Genomic DNA, 20,235 nt, shown 5'->3' with positions numbered 1-20,235 from the left:
TTCACAATTTCTAGCTTATTGACTCGCACCTACCGTCAACTCCCTGAAAAGCGTCGAAAAAGCTACTCCTCTTTTGTATGCTATCTATTCAATTAATTTATTAAGCATGATTCTACATCTGTCACAGATACAAGTCAAGAATTTTCTGAATTTTATTTCTACACTAGATTTTAAGTATTTTAGTCATTTATTTAGTACTACTGTCATAACAACCGATTTTCATAATTGTTCTTGTATCTTTCGGTATTTTTTTCCATAAAATAAAGGTTTCCATCGTTAGACCCTCTATTTATCGCTTTGAGCAATAAAAGATTCAATTGATTCTACTCTTTTTTTGATTAGTAGAAATTTTTACTTCTCCTCGAGAATAGTTATTTCGCAATAGTCATAAAAGTACTCAGAATCAATGGACAAGTTTATCTACTTACTTCCTTGTCTATTTCAATTGGCCAAGTAATCTTATCAAATACACTATGGATTTTATTTTGAACAGTCAAATTGAAAGGACTCTTCTTTGACATTTCTCGCTCTACCAATAAATCCATCTGGATAAACAATCTTAATAGGTCGCTCTTTCCCATTAATCGGACGGCTAGTGATACGCTCCATTTCTGTGATACACGCACGAATTTGACAAACCTTCTCTTCACTATTTTTCCAAGAATCATCATTCCCCATAATTGCTAACATTTTCGTATGGTCGCTCGATATAGACTTTGCCATTTTCTTCGAAGACATATAGCGTGTCCTCACTATCCTTAGTATCGAGAATTTTAAGTGTATAGTATTTATTTACATTTGGCTGATCTGTATTACTTGATGAAAAAGTCTTCTTAGCTTCCCTAATCTTTTTTAAAATGCTTTCAGCGTCTTGCTGTGATAATTTCTTACTTCCCGGTTCAACAACTACCTTTTGAACCTCTTGACTTTTGGCTATCTCTAATTGAGGTCTGCTAAAATAAAAATACGAAGCACCTGCAATTACGACAACAATCACTGAAACAAAGATCCATACTCTTTTTTTCATACTTCAGCCTCTTTAATTTAGATGATTGCCTATCAATAAAAGTATAGGTCATTTACTCTTTACACTTTTCTCGATTGAATCTCTTTTTCTCAAGCTTCCATATTTTCCTCTGATGTCACTAAGAAGATTACCCGAAAAAAGCAAAGATATCTTTACTAATAAATCACTCAAGGAGGTCTTACCATACTAGTAAAAAATAAAATCAGAGAATTCCGAAATTCTGCTGGAATTTCACAAGAAGATCTGGCAATCGCCTTGTCTGTCTCCCGTCAGACAATCTATGCTATTGAGTCTGGAAAGTATAATCCCAGTTTGGAATTATCGCTATTACTGGCTAAGTTTTTTGGTGTGACTATCGAACAGATATTTCAACTGGAGGAGGATGAAAATGAATAAAAGAGATCATTTATCCAAAATCAAACAGCTCATCATTACCATTGCTTCGGTAATTTTTGGTACTACTTTGGGAGGTCTTACTATCGGACGCGGTGGGACGTCACTGTCCGTTTTTCAACCTGGCTGGTGGATTGGGACGATTATTGGGTTGTCACTAGTAGTATGGTTAAAAAAAGATATCACCAAATCCAGATACAAAGATGAACGTTTTCATCAAAAACGCAATACCTTAATTAATATCTGGTGTTGGTGCTCCACAGTTACGGTGACCCTATTACTGGCCTATTTAACCTTTCAGGGAATAGTTACGGTGGAAATTACTCAGGTAGCCCTAGGTCTATGTCTTTTCATTTTCGGCATTGCAGGTATCGAAGTCTACGTTCGCTTTTTCCCTTGATTACTTAGCTACATTTGACAGTACAGATTGCCTACCTTTAAAGAGGCGGCAATCTATGCCTAAGACAGTTAAGAACCCTTAACCATCACTACGATTTTTTTCCATTCTTTGAATCTTTGGAATCCCCATTCACAGATACAATAAACGAAATTAAGATTGAAAGTATTCCAACAATAATAAGCAGTATCGACGGGACAAGAGTGATCCCCAGCATTTTGGAAAATAGATAGAACTGCGCTCCCGTGATTATTGAAATTATTCCTAGCAGTACATATAGAAACATATTGCTTCCTCCCTTCTCCTTAGTTAGATGGTGTGCAATTATTATTTAATAGGTCTGATGTTGTCGGAATAGGTCTTAAATGAAAAATTCCATGATAATCTATGTGGATTCCTACTGAGTATTATCTATTCCAAGTTTAGTTCATTTAGACGCTCTCGATACTCTTTTAAAAATCCCACATGACTTTGATACTCCAAATATCTTATAGACCGTTCTTGAATCTCTTTGTCATCGACGCCTCTCATAACATTTAGTTCTACAAATAATAATGAACTGGTTACTGAGAAATAGGGAAAGTTTTTCGCCAGAAATATGACGATGTATTCCGGCTGTGTTTCTGCACCTTCACCTTTAGGAGCCATGATATTGATATACCCAAATTCTTCGTAAAAATACTTTTCAGTCGCCTTTGTCCTTTCTAAGGCCAAGATCACAAAAGAAATTTCACTCGCTTTTAAACCCGCTGTATTCATGTATGAATTTGCGGCATTGTCCTTTTCATATTCCTCTTGGTGAGTAAAAAGGTCTTCACCTTGTATTTCATGAACCAAAAAATTGGTATAAAGATACTCTTTTAATACTTCATTTTGCTCATTCATATTTTACCCCCACTAATTGTTGCGAGACTTGAAAGATTGGCTCGCGAGCTCCAAGAATCATTATGCATAGAATATACATATAGTGATATATTTTTATTAGTGGTATTGTCTCTTGTATTTTTTTACATTGCCAAGAGTTACAATACTCTTTCCTTCAACGATCACTGCACCATCATTTCCTATGGCATAGACAACATTTTTCTTTTCTTCCAAGCAGCGTTGGATACTTTCCTGCATGATGGTGTCTTCTGTCTCAAAATGGACTTCAACATCAAATTCTGTAATCAAATCTAATCCGTCATGATAACTGTATACTTTGTAGTGTTCATCTTCAGTAATATGGAACTCTTGAATTTGAACCATGGCACCTGCACTAAACCCGATAATCGTTCCCGTGAACTGCTGAATAGTAGTTATGAGTTTTTTTTCTTTTAGGCGGTTGAAAAACTCATCTGGTGCTCCACCGGGTAAAAAGAGAACATCCGCCTCATGAATCTTTGCTTGCAATTGTCTGGAAGTGTCTTCAAAATAATTGCCCCAACTGATATCTTTTTCTGCAACACCATAACTAGTCAATGCTTCCAACATGCCAGCATAATAATAACCATCCGGCCGGCTGTAAGCGCGGTCCCACTCTTCTGAAGAATGAATGTATTCTGCCGCAAAGGAAAAGGCCAAGATGAATACTTTTTTGCCAGCAAGATACGTTTCTAGTCCTTGACTCCACTCTTCTTTTTTAGAAAATAGACTCATTAAAATATTGGTCATTCTACCGCTTCCTTATCTATTCATTTTATGCCAGTTCATTGGTTAGGACTGATTCGTGCACTATCAATTTTTACTGCCATTGGTAAAGCAATATTACTTCTCTGCAATTTTTCAAAACAATTGGCTTTTGAAACACCACCTAAAGTATCCACTTATGATTCATTTCGTTTTCCCGCTTTGTTTATAGGTGCGCTTCCCACTACAATACATGTCACAAGCGATTTGGAGATGCCTCTTTAATAGCAATTGACCCTTTTTGCAGCTCTTCATTTACCTAGAAGTGGGTAGGCAAATTGTGCGTTTATTTTCTGCGAATCGGTCGTTCCGTCTCCTGAAATTACGTACTGAACTGTTACCCGATTGTTTTTCAAATCTAATACGCAGTAATACGCCAACTCGCAATTTTCAGTGGTTAGGCTCTCTTTATTTTGCAGTTTTTCTCCTGACAGAAATACGCCTGCTTTTATAACTTCTTGACGCCACTTTTCGGTATCTTTTTTGGTGGTAATTCTTTTGGAATATTGCTTATATACCCCCGGCTTCTCATCATAGCGAATTTCACTTATTGTTATGATTTGCTCTTCGGGGAGCCCCTGCTCAACTAAATAGTGAGTGATTTTCTCATCTGCCTGATTCTTTTGATAGATTGAATACCCCAAATATCCTAAGGTTAAAACGACAATTAAACCAACAGAGATGCCAAACTTTTTCATATCTTTTCCTCCTATTTCTTGTTTAATAGGCAAGCACTTTTTGGCTATAGAGGATTCTCTATGTAGATTTGGCAATGCAACTGGACTGAAACTACTAAATTTTACTGTCTCTAGCATCGAAATTTGTCATCCAGCTATTGGCAGACTAAAGAATTTTTTCGACATACTCAAGCGGGCATTTTTTAAATTTCTTACACCAGACCTTTTCTCGAATTCCAACTTTACACTAACAGTTTAGCATATAGTTTTCTGACTTTTGCTCCACTTAATCACAAATATCAAGCGCGTTCTTTTATTTGACCCTTGTCAGTCTGTATTTAACGCTGCTTTATCGCGGTATTACAATTTTGAAAGCCTTCAAATCAGGTTTAGACAATTCTCCTATAGGCACTAAAAAAGCGTAAGAGTTCCCTCCTAGGCTTTTAAATCAGAATCTATTTATTGTTCCTGAAATTATCATCTTTTTTTTGACATTTCACTAATCATTCATATATTTTTATCAGCTTAATTCCTTTTGAATTATTCGTATGATAGACTAGCAAGTTTATATACATGATCTTTCTTATTTTAATATCTTGAATTGTCATATCAAGTGCAGCATATAAAAAAGCAGCCTGTTACAATAACAGTACTGCTTTTGTGAGAACCTAATTTCGTTTCATCAAATTTATTTTTTGGTAGCTTTTTCAATGCGGTCAAAGACTGTCTTCATGATCACACTGTTTAAAAGGGCAGCTAGTGAAAACCCGAAAAACGTGGCGATATAAATAGCAGTTAGCAACCGCTCCGGCGAACTGACTGCGCCGTAAATAAGCAGCCCATTGAACGCGCTCACGAGTAAAATCTGCGGAAAAAAATTCACCAAAATTGCCAGTGCATTTTTAGCGATTTGTTTGAGGGGGTCCTGGTAACGGCCGATATAGGCAAAGCAGATTGATGACAATGCCAGCAACAAGAAAACAAAAGGCATCAAAACAAACAAGCCTAACAGTCGTAGTCCACCAGTAACTTGTTGTAGCAGCAGGTAATCCAAAAAGAATGTACCACTGAGCACTAAGATGATTCCCCACAAAATGGTGCCTTGCTTCAAGTTCTCCCGAAATAACCGAAAATAATTGACTGTCACGCTATTTTCTTGTCCTCGTAGGATTCGCTGCCAACTTGCTAAAAGACTACTCCAAGCTGCTCCAATCGTCACCAATGGTAGTGCGGTCGCGATAAAGAGCAGATTCAGTAACACCAAATCCGTGATTCGAGCCAGCAGTCGCATCAAAGGTCTCTCCACATTAAAAAGTTTAGTCATAGTGATTTCTTCCTTTCATAGCTATCCTTACCATTTGCTGCATTGCCGGTCATTTCGTAATCGCATCTATTCTGCATTTTTTTCATAGCTCATTTTTTACACACTTTTTAAACTCTGCTTTCTCGAGATATTCCCCGAAATTTTTGCTATGTAAGAAATAGGGTACCCGCAGTTCCCCTATTTCTATCGATACTAACACTAACCTTTGATTGCTTCTTGGTAGCGATCGTAGGCATCGTTTTGAATCTTCATGAAATCATCCAAGCCCATTGCTTTCAATTGTTTGAGATAGTCATCCCAGTCTTTATCAATTCCGCCTTCAACAACCCATTTAGAAGCCATTTGGGTCACATAAGAACTGATATCTACGTAAATAGCAGACAACCGATTCAACTCGTCAGGTGAGTAGTTGACATTTGGAAAAGCAGGCAATGCATACTGATTGATTTCAGCATCCAGCTTCAATTTCAAGCCATCACCTTGTGTATCATCGATTTCAACTTTGTCATTGAATCCATCTTCAACATATTTTGGTCCAAAATCTCGCAACGAATTGATCCACGCCCAAGAGTCAGCAGATTCTTCCCCCTGTGGAGGCAAAACTTTGTATTTGTCACCGTCTTTTTCAGTGCCTACACCGAAAGATCCATAGTAAGTTTGGATACTTGCATCGTCTGTGTACAGAGAATCTGCCCATTTCAGTAATGCTTCTGGATCTTTACAAGCTGTAGTAACCATCAACTCATTGCGACCATAGTTGTAATGGTCTGGATCTGAAAAGACATACCGTTCCCCATCAGGACCTTTTAATGGTTTTAAAGCCACGTATTCATCTGCATGCAGACCAAATGTTGCATCAGCTGTCCATCCAACAGAAACACCTACAAGAGACACATTTTTATCCATCCGTTTCGCATCAGACATGGACTGGTCTTGTGTATAGAGTTCTGGATCAATCAGTCCCTTAGCATATGCGTCATGCATCCAGGCAATCCCTTCTTTGTAACTTTCTTCTGTGCGTAGGTAGACCGGCTTGCCATCTTTCAGAGACATTTCATAGGTTTGGTCTTGTCCACGACGATTGTCAAAGGGCAGAATGAAACTAAATGTTGGGTCAGCATTTCCTGCCCCGTAAGGAATCTCATCGTTTGCATCACCGTTTCCATTGGCATCTTGTTCTTTGAAGGCCGTCAATACTTTGATAAAGTCTTCATAGGTGTCTGGCATTTCCAACCCGAGATTATCCAGCCACTTTTGATTGATAAACAATTGATTATCAATCAGCGGACGCATTGGCAATTTTTTAGGTAGACTGTAAATGTGTCCATCTGGTGAGGTAATCAACGCTTTTAGTTTAGGTTCTTTTTCCATCGCTGCTTTCAGATTTGGCATGCTTGATTCGATGTAATCCTCTAAGGGAATAAACATCGCCTGGTTTTGAGCGATTTCGGCATCATTCAGCGTAATGGAGCCTAAAAAGGCATCAGGCAGATCTCCACCGGCCAGTAAGACAGATTTTTTGTCAGCCCAATCGGCATTTAAGTAGACATCCCAATTAATTTTAACCCCAGCATCTTTGGCGCTGTCTGCCAAAAAGCCTTTCTGAAAGTCATCTCCCCAATCGGCCCAACGAACAGTAGCCACTTTAAAGCTCGCTTCCCCGCCGGAACCGCTGCTCTTTGTATCACTATCTTTGGCTGCATCGTCTCCTGAACCACTGCTACACCCAGCCAACAGTGCCAAGACCGCTGCAGCTGTCAAAAAAGCGCCCATTTTTCTCTTCATTCTTTCTTCCTCCTAGATAATTAATTATATAATGGATTATTCTTTGATCGCACCGATCATGACCCCTTGATTGAAGTATTTCTGCAAGAAAGGATAGAGCATCATGATAGGAGCGGTTGAAACCACAATGGCGGCGTATTTCATCATATCGGCAGTCGCTCTGAGTTCCGAAGCCAGACTACCGGTAGCCTGACTTTGCAGCGTTTGATTGGTAATCAGCAAACGCCGTAAAATCAATTGCAATGGCTGCAAATTTTCATCTGTCAAATAGATCAATGCATTAAACCAAGAATTCCAAATTCCTACCGCCGTCCACAAACCAATAACTGCTAAGATAGCTTTTGATAAAGGAATTACAATACTGAGAAAGTAGCGGAAAGTGCTACAACCATCGATTTGTGCAGCCTCCCATAAGCCTTCAGGAATGCTGTTACCAAAAAAGGTCCTGGCAACGATGATATTGTAGCTGGAGACTGCAAAAGGAATCACCATCACCCAAAAATTATTCAGCAGTCCAACTTGTTTGACCGTCAAATAAATTGGGATTAAGCCCCCGCTGACAAACATTGGGATCACATAAAAGATAGAAAGGTATTTTTTCCCATAGAGGTCGCTTCGTGATAAGGCGTAGCCAGCAGGAATGTTAACAATCAGTGCGAAAACTGTACCTACCATCGTATAAAGGATTGTGTTCAAGTAGCTCCGCCAGATCAATGATTGCTGAAACAGCGCCTTGTACCCATCCAGCTTCCATTCATTCGGCCAAAACCAGACATTTCCGTTAGCCACATCTGCTGGGTCACTGAAAGAAGCGATGATGACAAACCATAAAGGATAGACAATCAATAAAATTAATAAGATGGAACTGCCATAAATGATGACGTCAAAGATTCGTTCCTTCATTGGCTTTTTCCGCCACTTGCTGACAGAAGCTTTCTTGGTTGGTTTCGTCATTTCCATATTCTGCACCCCCTAGAACAAACCGGTTTTGGTCGTCTTGCGGGAGAGCCAGTTGACGAAAACCAAAACGATGACATTGACAACAGTGTTAAACAGACCGATTGCAGTAGAAAGACTGTATTGGAAATTTTGCATTCCGACTTTATACACATAGGTTGAAATAATTTCGCTACCTTGCAGATTTAGAGGGTTTTGTAACAGCAGGACTTTTTCAAATCCGACATTCAAGATACCGCCCGCCCGCAAAATCAACAGAATCATTGCAGTAGGAATAATCAGCGGAATATCGATGTGGCGGATCTTTTGCAGCCGAGTAGCTCCGTCCATCGTTGCCGCCTCATAATACGTAGGATCAATCGCCGACAAAGCCGCCAAATAGATAATGCTGTCCCAGCCGACATGCTGCCAGACATCACTCCAAACATAGACTGATGCAAAACGACTCGGATTAGAGATCAGATTCGGCATATCAATGTTTAGCAATTTCAAAACATTTGCGATTAAACCGTTATTGGGGGATAAAAACAATAAGAGCATCCCACACATCACCATCGTAGAAATAAAATGCGGCAAGTAGGTCGTTACCTGGAAGAATTTCTTGAATTTTTCCAAACGAATCTGATTACAGATCAAGGCTAAGATGATCGGCAGTGGAAATCCCACAGCAATACTGTAAATAGAAATTTTCAAGGTGTTTTTTAAAGTGACTCCGAACTGAAACGAATTGAAATACTGAATAAAGTGCTTTATCCCTACAAAAGGACTCTTCAAAATTCCTAGTGCCGGTGAGTAGTCTTTAAAAGCGATGATCAGCCCTCCCATCGGTACATAGGCAAACACGATGAGCAAAATCAGGGATGGCAGCAATAAGGCATATAATGGTATGCTGCCTTTGATCTTACGCTTATACAAATCTTTGAAGCCCTTTTTTTCAACAGCCGGACGAATCGACTTTTCCATAAACTTTGTCTCCTCCTTATTCCTCTTTTTCAATCAGCAGGCCGTTATTACACTAGCCAGTCCGCCGACTCCCTTTTACACTTTTGATTATAGCGGGGCAGCATTTTAGGATATAGAACAATCAATAGCCTTCTCAGGCAGAATTCCGTCATGATGTGAATCCGCTTACTATTCATTGTGTACAATTCCGACAACTGACAAAAAGCTGTCGTAAAAGTGCAACCGGCACCAAAGTGAAATACAGTATAATAAGAAGAGAGGTGAAAACGCATGCAGAATATCAAAATCACCAATTCCAGTCATTCCATCGATTATTACGCTAAGATGCTGATTATCTTGCTAATTCCGATTTTGATTATTAACTTTATCTTGAGTTTTTTAAGTATCAGTACAATTCATAAACAAAACATCAACCAACTCTCAAGCTCCGTCCAAATCTATGCTGGGTCTTTGCAAAAAGAGTTGAATGCCGTGGATCACTTCCTATTTTGGAGTGCACTTCATGAGCCTTCCATTGATGAAATTTCAAAAAGTACTAACCACAACGAGTTCGACACTGGCTTGCGCAAGCTTCGCACTCGGGTTACTGATTTTATGTACTCAACCAATGTCGATTGGACCTTTCTGGTATCTACTGCCGATAATCAGCGATTTACCAATGCTTCGGCTATCCATATCGATTACAGTGCCTATCAGCAGCTGGAGAAGTTTTTTTTAGAACCCAAGCGTCAAATCACTACCAGTGGCGCTAGCAATAATTGGGACAAAGTGACTTTTTACAATGAAGAGTATCTCTATCGCAGCGTCAATTACGAAGGAAAAACCATTTATGCAGTGGTAGCAACTGAAAAAATATTAGCTCCCTTAAAGACTATTGAGGTCGGGGATAGAGGAATGGTAACTACTACAAGGCCTGAAAATCCTGGTGTCGGTGCTGCTAATCTTCTTTTCGGCAACCCCATATTGACCTTTCACAAAACCGACACGCAGCTGCCTTTTGACGTTTTTGTAGCGATTGACTATCCATCTGCCTTCAAGAATATGATTCTGTTACAGCTTTTGATGCTACTGCTACCGATTTTGATCGGCGGATTGTCGTTGTTTATGCTCTTTTATATTCAGACACGAGTAATCCGACCAGTGAGACGATTTACCGACCGGCTGATTCGGATCTCCAATGAAGAACCCGTCCTTTTAATCGACGAAGGAATCGCTGAACTGGACAATGCCAATGATCAAATTACCGGCATGGTACGAGAGATGCAAAATCTTAGAATCAATGTTTACGAATCTGAGCTGGAACAAAAACGGATGGAACTGAATTATTTACGAACACAGATTCAGCCGCATTTTTATTTAAATATCCTCTCGACCATTCACAGCATGGTCCAAACAGAGAACTACCATGAAATCGAGGAGCTCACTCTCTCCACCTCTAAATATCTGCGGTACCTCTTTCAATCCAATCAAGATTTTGTTCCCTTAGCCGATGAACTGAGCCATATCGAAGACTATTTGACAGTACAAAAACTACGCTATGGTGACAGCTTGAAAACCTATCTACGCTTAGATAAAAATCTGTTGCAAGCTGCTATTCCACCACTAATTTTGCAAACCTTTATCGAAAATGCCGTCAAACATTCCTATACCGTCGATGAAAACTTAGTCATCGACATTGACGTTGGATTTGCCAATCAGGCAAAGTCCCATTACGCTGTCACCATCAAGGACAATGGCTACGGTTTTCCGCCAGAAGTTCTAGAAAAGCTTACTCAGCGTAAATCGCTAGTCACCCCAGAGGGAAAACACGTTGGCTTGACAAATGCCGGGGAACGTTTGGATTTATTGTATGGTTCCAAATACAAGCTGTCTTTCAAAAATCAAAAAGGACATGGCACTTGGATACAGCTAGTCATTCCTTTTAAGGATCTTTCCGAACCTTCAGCTGACGCTTAACCAGCCGCTCGTTCCAGCATTTTACATCACTCAGGAGGAGAAATAGGAAATGAATATTTTGTTAGTGGACGATGACCGGTATATCATCAAAGCCTTACAAGAAAAAATCCATTGGGCAGACCTCGGAATTCAGCAGGTCTTCAGCGCCTTTAACATGCAACAAGCACAAGCTGTACTTAAAGATCAGCGAATTGACTTGCTGATTAGTGATATTGAAATGCCCCGTGGCAGCGGTTTGGAGCTGCTTTCCTGGATTCGGCAAGAAAAGTATGATGTTCAGGCGATTTTTTTGACCAATTATGCCGATTTCAATTATGCACAAAAAGCCATCGAGTTGGAGAGTTTTGAGTATTATCTGAAACCTATTGAATACGACAAACTGGAATTGATCATTAAAAAGGCTGTCCGTAAAATTCTAGATAAAAAGCAGACCACGATCTTGAATCCGAATGACCGCTATCTGTTGGAACGGACTTTCTGGTATGATCACCTGCGAAAGCCGCAGCGGACAGCAGAACAACAAGCCTCCTTTATTGATGATATCCAAAAGATGAGTATTCGGTTGGAACCTGATCAACGCTTATTACCACTAATTATCAGTTTGAAAGTAGCATTTTCTGAACTCTCTGCCAGCGAAATCACTTGGAGCGAACTACTAAAAACAGCAGTAGATGATTTATTGCAGATGGAGTTCCCTTACCGCTTAGCCGCACTCTTCAAGTTAGACAACTGCGCTGAAAAATATTTTCTGCTGTTGAAAATTCCTCAGAGTCAAAGTGCAGATTTACCGGGAAAGCTCAAGTTCTTTCGGGAGCGATTGGCTGAAATTACCCAACATGATATCCAGATTGTAGCCGGAGAAACAGCTATCTTGGAGACTATCTTGCCTCAGACCAAACTTCTGTATAGCTTTCTGGAAAAAACGGTTGGTCACGCGCAAAGTCTATATCTACTTCGAGGCAGTTTGCCGGAGCTGCCAAGCTATCACGAGATACCGATAGAAACTGCCAATCTCTTACTGAGCGCAGATTCTTGCCAAATTCGCAGTGAGCTGGCAGATCAAATCAAAACCTTTGAGTTCCAAGGATTGGTAGCCGCAGGTGTCCTAAAAAGTCTGCGCTTGGATATCACTCAGAAAACTGGAATCTTCTTAGATTCAAAAGGAATTTTAGCCCATAAGCTTTTCCAAAATCCCCAGCACGACTATCGTTTACAGCGTTGTTACAATTCGTTAGAGGCTTTTCTAGAGTACTTGACTTATTATTTTGATACCGCTCGCGACTACATTCGTTTAACCGAATCCAAACAATCGATTGCCAATATTTTAATCACTTATATTGACAAGCATTTTACCGAGGATTTGAACCGTAAAGCATTGGCAGAGATTGTCTATTTAAGCGAAGACCACTTGGCACGCGTCTTCAAAAAAGAGACGGGTCAGACCCTGGTAAGCTATATCACCGAAAAACGATTAGGCTTAGCCAAGAGTCTGTTACTACACTCCGACGAACCTATCTATCAGATTGCTAGTGCAGTAGGCTATGACAACTATTCCTATTTCACTAAAATTTTCAAAAAAGAAGTTGGCATTACACCGGTAGAATACCGCAACAGCCCCCAAGAAACAGTCGGCTAGTGTCGTGTCTGGCGTAGTTCATAAGCTGAGGATAGCAAGCGCATGAAGTTTTTCCAGCCTGATGCCGAGCTGCAGGTTTTTGGGGCAATGAACTAAAAAAAGACGAACAACGGCCAATTTGATGTGCTGTTGTTCGTCTTTTTTGGTTTTGTAGTACATTTTCAAAAGAGCTAAACCTGACTTATCTTTGCTTTTTGATTAGATAATTGTCATCTGACTGCCCTCGTGGCTACAGTTAATCTGGTAAGTTTGCCCTTGATAGCAAATCTTAAAACTTACTTGTCGCCATTTTTGCGGCAGTCGTGGTTGTGATTGAATCCCGTTTTTGGTGATCTTCAGCCCACAAAAACCTAGAACTGCTACCATCCAAGCCCCACCGTTGGCTGCTGGATGCGTCCCACCAATATATAAGTCACCAGCGAAGCTTTTGCTTTCACCGGTTAGATCTACCTCTGCTGTCTTCATGAAATAGTCGTAAGCCCACTCCTCTTTTCCAATCAAGCAAGCTGTTAACCCATAGATACACGCACTCAAGGATGACCCGTGCTCAGTTCGAGGCTCGTAATATTGCCAATTTTTGGTCAGCTCCTCTTGTGTGTACTCATTGCTGAATAAGTACTGGAGCATAATTACATCTGCTTGTTTAATGACTTGCGTATCGCTGGCCACTCCATAAGCCCCGCCCCAGTATTCTTTAGGGTCTAGCAAGCGCTGTTTCAGAATTTTTGGAAGAGTATCCTCCAGTTTGAAATAGCCATCGAACTGCTCAATCAGTCCAGTAGAAGCAGCCGGTTTGGGTACAAATATCTTCGGTGCCATGATTTTTAATGCGGCTAGATCCTCTGAAAAAGTTAGTTTCTCCAAAAGCTCTGTCACTACTTCTGGGTGACGACTCCTCAGCTCTTCGGTCAACTGAAGTGCGGTTGTCATCGTAAACTGTGCGATCTTAGAGGTGTAAGCATTGTTGTACACCCGCTCATGATACTCATCTGGACCGAGAACATCGATCAATTCATAATGGTCCTTTTCCGGCTTGTAATATAAGTAAGACAAATAGAAACGGGCAGCCTCCAATGCTAATTCCAAACCACCTGCAAGTAGTAGTTGATCATCACCTGTATATTGAAAATACTGTTTTAGGGCATAGACAATATCGCCAGAAATATGGATCTGCTTGTCTTTAAAATAAGTCCTCTGTGGGCGTTTAGTAAAAACATCTACCACATTGTAATCACTAGTAGCATCAAAGCCGCCTTCTTGAGATTCCCAAGCAAAAAATGCACCGCGATAGCCGTATGAAGCGGCTTTTTTTCGTGCTTCAGTCAGACTGTCAATCCGATATTGTAACAGATTTCGGACCAGTTCTGAATCATGATGCAAAAAGAACGGCATCATGAACATCTCTGTATCCCAGAAGACAGCACCTTTATAGGTCTGTCCGGAAAGACCGCGGGCAGGAATGGATAGTCCGCTGCAATGATGAGGAGCGATAATTTGTAGCTGGTACAGGCTATACCTCAAGGCAAAATCTGCCGCCTCATCACCGGCAATTTCTACATCTGTCAGTGCCCAACGTGCTTGCCAAACTTTTTTGTGGGCTTCCCAAGCTTGTTGAATATCTTTTGCTGTCGCTGTTACCAAACTTTCTCGGCATGCTCTTTGTGGATTCTGTTGCTCACCGCAATGGTAGATCTTAATCAATTTACTGATTTTGACCGTCTCACCTGCGTCCAGTTTGAATGACAAATGTCGTAATAAGTGTTTTTGATCGACAGTGAAATATTCTTCATGCGGCGTCTCGCTAAAAACTTTTTCCCCAACAGAAACCTGTTGGCCGCTTTCTTGAGTCGCAGCTGTCAGCTGTAAAATCTGACCAGATTCCATCTGATAGTCCTGCAAGTGGGGACCATTGATATCCCAAATGTCTCCGTCAATTCCGGTAACAATCTCCAAGGTCGTCTTTTCTGTAACGGTTACTTGGTAATCCAGCAATAAAGTGTGGACTTCTGCCGCTGAAGCTGTTCGTTTGGCTTCAATCGTAATGTGGTTGTTTTTAACAGCAAACTCTGAACGTCGCTGGTGGATAGCTGTATATAGATCCAGACTTTGGCTGTGGGCTACTGGCACCTGCGTTTTGACGCTCACCAGTTGTTGAGCTACACGAATGAACGTAAAGAAAGGATTCGGCGCATTGACTGGTTCACGCCACTTATCTGGAACCTGATCGTATAAACCAGCAAGATTGATTGCAGCTAATTCCTCTTTGGTGTATTCTTCCAAAGTTCCTCGGACACCCAAATATCCGTTTGCTACCAAAAATTTGTTACCAAAATGCACCGCAGCTTCCGGCTGAAAGCCATCTTCCGTCAAAATATGTTGCATCTTCTGCTCCTTTCTATCAAGTCCATTATTGCTCTTTGATAATGGACTTGCTTTTTGAGACTAGGATTTTCTCTTCTTAACTGTGAATTGTTGATTTTGGCCATCAAATTCAAGCCTCACGCCTTTTCTTATCCCCAGTTGAAGGTATTGCTCCCCTCTTTTAAAAGAACCTCTTTGCCCTGCAGAAGGATTGATAGCTCAGCTTTGTCCATCATATCGATACGATAGTCAGCCTTTGTGACGGCTATGAAAAGATGGGCCCCTTTATAATGAAGATGGAAAGAATAACTGTCCCAATCTTGTGGGATCGTCGGCGCGATTACTAACTTGTCAGCGTCACTACGGACACCACCAAACCCATAAATGATATTCATCCAAGCACCGGCAATCGACGTTGTATGCAACCCTTCTCTTGTATTGCGATTGTAATTATCAAGATCCATCCGAGTAGCGAATTCAAAAAATGAATTGGCCTCTGACTCTTTTCCAAGCTCAGCTGCTAAAATCGAATGAATTGCCGGAGACAATGAGGACTCATGAATCGTTTTTGGCTCATAAAAATCATAATTGACTCGTTTAACTTCAGTCGTGAAATGCTGATTAAGCAGGAACAAAAACATTAGAACATCTGGCTGCTTGATCATATCGTTTCGATAGATTCGATCATATGACCAGTGATGATACAAAGGAAAATCGGTAATTGGAATCTTGTGGATATCCACATGCGGCAATTGGAAAAAGCCTTCGTGTTGTTCAAAGAGTCCCGTTTCAGTTTGAATGATCTTCATGTGATCGGAACAACGACGCCATTGTGCTAATTCTTCTTCAGTCACTGCCGTCTTAGCTAGGATGGCTTCATAGTCTCTTGGGCTATTTTGCTGCACTTCTTTCAGCAAAGCCAGTGCGTAGTCAATACTGAACTTGGCCATCAGATTGGTGTAAGTATTATGATTGACCATCATCTGAAATTCGTCTGGACCCATGACAGACCACAACCCAAAGTACTCGCCGTTTTGATCCCAATCCCCTCGACTCACCATAAATCTGCTGATTTCTAAAAGCATTTCTAAGCCGTGACGATAGAGAAATGCACGATCATCGGCAAATTTACTATAGTGCCAAATAGCAAAAGCCACCCCAGAACTTGGCTGGAATTGCAAAGAAGCATGTTGCCACAAATCGCTGGATTCATTTCCATTTAATGTGGCAATAGGATAACAGGCCCCTTGGCAGTCAAGTTCTTTGGCACGGTTACGGGCCTGATCCAGTGTGTGATAACGAAACTCCAAAAGATTTTTAGCGGCTTCCAGGTTTGAAAACAGGTAATAAGGCAGGCAGCAGGTCTCCGTATCCCAAAAAGCATGTCCACTGTAGGCTTCACCGGTCAATCCTTTAGCACCGATATTGTTACGAGGATCTTGTCCATGATAGGTTTGATTCAATTGAAAAATACAAAAGCGAATGCCCTGCTGCTGTGCCTCGTCTCCCACGATTTCAATATCTTCATTTTGCCAAACCCGCTTCCAATAGGCTCGTTGGGAAGTTTGAGCTGTTTCCCAAGTCAACTTGAAATTTTCTTCTACCGTATCAAGTCCACTAACCCAATCCTTCTGACCCTTGCCACTTTTTTCAGCAATATTCACTGCGTGTCTTCGTACAAGAAATTCTTGCTGCGGTTCCAAAGAAACCGTGAGCTGTTTTCCGACAAAATATTCTTCATCGATATCAGCTACTTGATCCGGTACTTGCGAGTAATCCAGCGTGAAGGCTGACAACAGCGTCTGTTTGGTAGTGTTGGTCTCCCCCAAAATTGCGCCACCTTGAGGCAGGACTTTCTTTTCTAAAATCTGCCAATACCGATAATCTTCTCCGAAATGTTTGGTTTTAAAGTCTGCTCCCAATTTCATTTCCAGTGTGACTGGCTCGTTAAGAGGGGTAACAGTGATTTCTTGGAACATATTTTCTACTTTTTCCATATGCAAAAAACGACGAAAAGATAATTTTACCGCTTTGCCACTAGACAACGTCACCACATAATTCTTAGTCAGAATGCCACTGCGCAAATCCAATTCACGACTAAAGTCTGTGATGTGACTTTGACCGATTGTTACTGCTTCGCCATCTAGTCGGATTCTGGTGTACAACCAATCGACAGTATTTACCATAAAATGAATTCGCTGCACAATCCCCTTGTATTGAACTCGATTTAAATGTCGACCATTTTCGTAAATTCCATTAAAATAGCTGCCCAACAAGCTAGCATCTGTCGTTCCTTCCTCATGATAGCCACGAACACCGGCATATTCATTGCCTAAAGAAAAAATTGATTCCGCAACCTCATTATAGGCCGAATCCAAGCCCCTCTCTTTTATTACCCAAGGGTTGACTTCAAAATATCGATCAGCGATTTTCCCCATCCTTGCCACACTCCTTTGTTTTTCTTCAGTTTACGAATAGTAACACCGCCAGACAATTCTTTAAAAAGCAGATGTCGGGAATGGCAATTCAAAAGTCGGGATTGTCGATGCACCCTGTACTTTTCCGTGATTTCAAACAAAGGTATTTAACTGAAGCAAAACTCAACACTTTAGCTGCAGCTCTTTCGAAAAATTTATTCTAGAGATAAAATCCCTTGCAAGTAAAGTACATTCAACAGTATAAAAAAACGACTCAAACAGTCCTCGTTTGAGCCGATATTTGTAATCTATCGTTTTTTTTACTCCAGAAAAGCGGCAGCGATTCATTGTTTGGCTGACTGAATATATGGGAGTCTCTGAACCGTAGCACCGATGGAAGACGCGTGTATCCATGGGGCGTTGCTGATTTGCGCAAAATTTTCGGTATTGCCAGTCAAGATAACCCCCGCAAACTTTGTAGCAGCAAGTGTCTTGTACTCCTTTGTCACAGTTGGTAGCATACGCAATAATGGTGAGCGCTTTGTTCCTTCATTTTCCTTTAGGTTGCCATACTTATTGGCGACACGAAGAAATTCATCGTATTGTTCGTTGGTCAGGGTTCCCTCAGTGTCTTCTGCTTGGATACCAAAGTAGCCCTGTTCATCGCTTAGATTCGGATCATCTTTACCAGCGACCCCTAACCAGTACCAATTAATCATCAAATTATCAGGGATCAATGACAATATTTCTTGGTACGTATAGTCTCTATCGAAGGTAACCGCTAGCTCACCGACATACCCCGTCATCGTTGATAATTCTTTAATTTGCTGCTCTGGCTCTTTATTGTTCCCTGTTAATTTTCTATTGTAAAAATGAGCAATTTTTTGATAACTTTCCTCATCCATATCGAATTTACTAGTTTGATTGTAAATCATATCTGATCTATCGCCACCAAAGTCCGCTCCCAACCATGAATATTTAGAAGAAATATTGCTCCACTTCACATAATAGCCATTGATATTCTTATAGCTGTCATGTATCACTGTCCCTCCAAAAAGTGAGTCTTTTGAAAATGACCACCCCTTGGTTTGGACATTAGGTGAATTGATTTGAATTTCCATACCGACTTTCTCAATCAATTGTTGCCGATGTTGCCCACTCAAATACTCGATTCCAAAGATTCCGCCACAAAAAATAATTACTGCACAAATTATTGAAATCAGTATTGTAGTTATCGTTCTTTTTCGTTTTGTCTTACGGGCCAATTTTTCAAATTCTACATCCAACTTTTCCATCTATCCTTACTCCTCTTCAATAAATTGTTTTAACTTGCCTCGAATTCGAAATAACCGAGTTTTCACCGCACTCTCGCTAATTTCCAGTATTACAGAAATCTGACGGACACTAAGCTCCTGCTCATAGCGCATCAAAATGAGTAGACTTTCTTCTAATTCCAGCTTTCCTAGAGCAGTGATGAGACCGCTATCAGGAAGTATTATGTCACTCCATTGTGACTTAGAAATAATTTCTGGAATTAATTCAAGGTAGCGCTTCTTCCGCTTATAAAGATTGTAGTATCTGGTTATCGCAACTCGATACATCCACGCACGTAATTTATCTGGCGACAAAACAAGTTCTGTTTCCAATAATTTAACAAAGGCTTCCTGAGAGGTATCTTGAGCATCCTCTTTGCTGGCACCAGCTTTAATCAGATATGCGATGAGCTCTTTTGCAATTGTAATCAACTGCTGTTCATATTGCCCAATATCCATCTTTCTCCCCCTTCCACCTATATAACAATTAACTTTCCCATTGGTTACATCTCTTTCAAATTTTTCCAAACCCCCGTTTATTAGAAACAAAAAAAGAAAATGGAAAACGCAGGAAAACTAGCAACTTAAAAAAGATCGCTTTGAAAAAAAGTAAAAATGGCCTAGAAAAAATCCCCTAGCAACACTGAGCCAGAGGATTTTCCATTGTTCTAATTATCCTTACTTCACTTCATACTTAAAACTTGGGTCGACTTCTTTATCCAGCTGGTCGAAGCTTGCCTGGATACGACGTTCGACTTCGGCCATGCCTTCTTTGTCCATCTTCTTGATGTCTGAGATGTCGATAGGCTCGCCGAAACGCATTTTTACTTTGCGGCGTTTCAAAAGATCCTTGAAAGTCAGCGGCCCTTGATACACGCTGGGGACGATTCGGACTTTAGCCATTTTAGCGATTAGTGCCATACCGCCTTTCAGATCAGTGGAATGACGCGTGCCACTAGGAAACATGATTAAACTAAGATCGGAATTTTTCAATAACTTAATTGGCGTCTTCACTGCGCTAGGTCCCGGATTATTACGATCGACGGGAAATGCATTGGCATGGACTAAGATAAATCGCAAAATGGGATTTTTGAAAAGTTCTTCTTTAGCCATGAAAGCAAATTTTTTCGGCCGTGCACCGACTGCCATATACAAGGGGTCCCACCAGGTGCGGTGTGGCGCTACCAGAATATAGTTCTCCTCTTGGGGCAGTGCTTCCCGATTTTGAAAATCAGCCCGTCCGTTGACCACAAATAAAACGACTCGTGCCACAACGCGAATAAACGAATAAAACATACTATCAACCTTTCCTGAGGCTTTTCTTACAATTGATTTATTGGTAGAGAATTGCTAGAAACACC

Annotated in this window: 18 protein-coding genes and 1 other annotated feature (1 of these 19 running past the window's edge); of the genes, 4 read left to right on the top strand and 14 right to left on the bottom strand. The window is 40.7% G+C overall.

The window, feature by feature from the left end; all coding sequences use genetic code 11:
* Positions 1–88: a binding site (T-box leader), on the bottom strand (it extends 164 nt beyond the left edge of the window).
* A gap of 392 nt (positions 89–480) precedes the next feature.
* Both ACOMA8_RS07960 and ACOMA8_RS07955 read right to left on the bottom strand, forming a co-directional pair.
* Entirely contained in the window at positions 481–690 is a 210-nt protein-coding gene (locus tag ACOMA8_RS07960; protein ID WP_421369869.1) for a hypothetical protein, read from the bottom strand.
* Positions 668–1,027 (bottom strand): DUF5301 domain-containing protein, encoded by a 360-nt coding sequence (locus ACOMA8_RS07955; protein ID WP_421369867.1) that lies wholly within the window; start codon positions 1,025–1,027, stop codon positions 668–670. Before ACOMA8_RS07955 ends, ACOMA8_RS07960 begins: the two co-directional genes overlap by 23 nt.
* A 183-nt stretch (positions 1,028–1,210) precedes the next feature.
* Here ACOMA8_RS07955 and ACOMA8_RS07950 point away from each other — a divergent pair, with 183 nt between their 5' ends.
* Both ACOMA8_RS07950 and ACOMA8_RS07945 read left to right on the top strand, forming a co-directional pair.
* Positions 1,211–1,423: a helix-turn-helix transcriptional regulator gene (locus ACOMA8_RS07950; RefSeq protein ID WP_161898956.1), complete on the top strand. Its 213-nt coding sequence runs from the start codon at positions 1,211–1,213 to the stop codon at positions 1,421–1,423.
* Positions 1,416–1,820, top strand: a complete 405-nt coding sequence (locus ACOMA8_RS07945; protein WP_421369865.1) for a hypothetical protein — start codon at positions 1,416–1,418, stop codon at positions 1,818–1,820. The genes ACOMA8_RS07950 and ACOMA8_RS07945 overlap by 8 nt, the downstream gene beginning before the upstream one ends.
* Positions 1,821–2,228: 408 nt before the next feature.
* Here the strand turns inward: ACOMA8_RS07945 and ACOMA8_RS07940 are convergent, their stop codons facing one another.
* From ACOMA8_RS07940 to ACOMA8_RS07910, 7 genes are all read right to left on the bottom strand, one after another.
* Complete coding sequence (locus ACOMA8_RS07940; protein WP_421369863.1) at positions 2,229–2,702, bottom strand: hypothetical protein; 474 nt, start codon at positions 2,700–2,702, stop codon at positions 2,229–2,231.
* A gap of 96 nt (positions 2,703–2,798) precedes the next feature.
* Positions 2,799–3,470: a Type 1 glutamine amidotransferase-like domain-containing protein gene (locus ACOMA8_RS07935; protein ID WP_421369861.1), complete on the bottom strand. Its 672-nt coding sequence runs from the start codon at positions 3,468–3,470 to the stop codon at positions 2,799–2,801.
* Positions 3,471–3,736: 266 nt separating this feature from the next.
* Positions 3,737–4,183, bottom strand: coding sequence for a DUF3139 domain-containing protein (locus ACOMA8_RS07930; protein WP_421369859.1), 447 nt, complete (start codon positions 4,181–4,183; stop codon positions 3,737–3,739).
* A 667-nt stretch (positions 4,184–4,850) separates the two neighbouring features.
* Positions 4,851–5,486, bottom strand: a complete 636-nt coding sequence (locus tag ACOMA8_RS07925; RefSeq protein ID WP_421369857.1) for a YesL family protein — start codon at positions 5,484–5,486, stop codon at positions 4,851–4,853.
* A gap of 198 nt (positions 5,487–5,684) precedes the next feature.
* Entirely contained in the window at positions 5,685–7,271 is a 1,587-nt protein-coding gene (locus ACOMA8_RS07920; RefSeq protein ID WP_161898832.1) for a type 2 periplasmic-binding domain-containing protein, read from the bottom strand.
* A 36-nt stretch (positions 7,272–7,307) separates the two neighbouring features.
* Positions 7,308–8,174 (bottom strand): carbohydrate ABC transporter permease, encoded by an 867-nt coding sequence (locus tag ACOMA8_RS07915; protein ID WP_421369919.1) that lies wholly within the window; start codon positions 8,172–8,174, stop codon positions 7,308–7,310.
* Between the two features lie 69 nt (positions 8,175–8,243).
* Positions 8,244–9,191, bottom strand: a complete 948-nt coding sequence (locus tag ACOMA8_RS07910) for an ABC transporter permease (RefSeq protein WP_421369855.1) — start codon at positions 9,189–9,191, stop codon at positions 8,244–8,246.
* 270 nt (positions 9,192–9,461) lie between these two features.
* Between ACOMA8_RS07910 and ACOMA8_RS07905 the strand changes: the two genes are divergently transcribed.
* Both ACOMA8_RS07905 and ACOMA8_RS07900 read left to right on the top strand, forming a co-directional pair.
* Positions 9,462–11,147, top strand: a complete 1,686-nt coding sequence (locus ACOMA8_RS07905; protein ID WP_421369853.1) for a sensor histidine kinase — start codon at positions 9,462–9,464, stop codon at positions 11,145–11,147.
* 49 nt (positions 11,148–11,196) lie between these two features.
* Positions 11,197–12,783, top strand: a complete 1,587-nt coding sequence (locus ACOMA8_RS07900) for a response regulator transcription factor (protein WP_161898829.1) — start codon at positions 11,197–11,199, stop codon at positions 12,781–12,783.
* Between the two features lie 198 nt (positions 12,784–12,981).
* Here the strand turns inward: ACOMA8_RS07900 and ACOMA8_RS07895 are convergent, their stop codons facing one another.
* The 5 genes from ACOMA8_RS07895 to ACOMA8_RS07875 all read right to left on the bottom strand — a co-directional run bounded on the left by ACOMA8_RS07895 (position 12,982) and on the right by ACOMA8_RS07875 (position 20,170).
* Complete coding sequence (locus tag ACOMA8_RS07895; protein WP_421369850.1) at positions 12,982–15,165, bottom strand: glycosyl hydrolase family 65 domain-containing protein; 2,184 nt, start codon at positions 15,163–15,165, stop codon at positions 12,982–12,984.
* A gap of 128 nt (positions 15,166–15,293) precedes the next feature.
* Positions 15,294–17,582 (bottom strand): glycoside hydrolase family 65 protein, encoded by a 2,289-nt coding sequence (locus tag ACOMA8_RS07890; RefSeq protein WP_421369848.1) that lies wholly within the window; start codon positions 17,580–17,582, stop codon positions 15,294–15,296.
* Positions 17,583–17,905: 323 nt separating this feature from the next.
* Positions 17,906–18,856: a sigma factor regulator N-terminal domain-containing protein gene (locus ACOMA8_RS07885; protein ID WP_421369846.1), complete on the bottom strand. Its 951-nt coding sequence runs from the start codon at positions 18,854–18,856 to the stop codon at positions 17,906–17,908.
* A 6-nt stretch (positions 18,857–18,862) separates the two neighbouring features.
* On the bottom strand, positions 18,863–19,333 hold the full coding sequence (locus ACOMA8_RS07880) for an RNA polymerase sigma factor (protein WP_421369844.1): 471 nt from the start codon (positions 19,331–19,333) through the stop codon (positions 18,863–18,865).
* A 219-nt stretch (positions 19,334–19,552) separates the two neighbouring features.
* Positions 19,553–20,170: a lysophospholipid acyltransferase family protein gene (locus ACOMA8_RS07875; protein ID WP_161898824.1), complete on the bottom strand. Its 618-nt coding sequence runs from the start codon at positions 20,168–20,170 to the stop codon at positions 19,553–19,555.
* Between the last annotated feature and the right edge of the window lie 65 nt (positions 20,171–20,235).

Source organism: Enterococcus infantis (assembly GCF_049166715.1).
Lineage (GTDB): Bacteria > Bacillota > Bacilli > Lactobacillales > Enterococcaceae > Enterococcus_C > Enterococcus_C leclercqii.
Note: the sequence above shows the minus strand (reverse complement) of the source record. Positions and strands in the feature narration are given on the sequence as shown.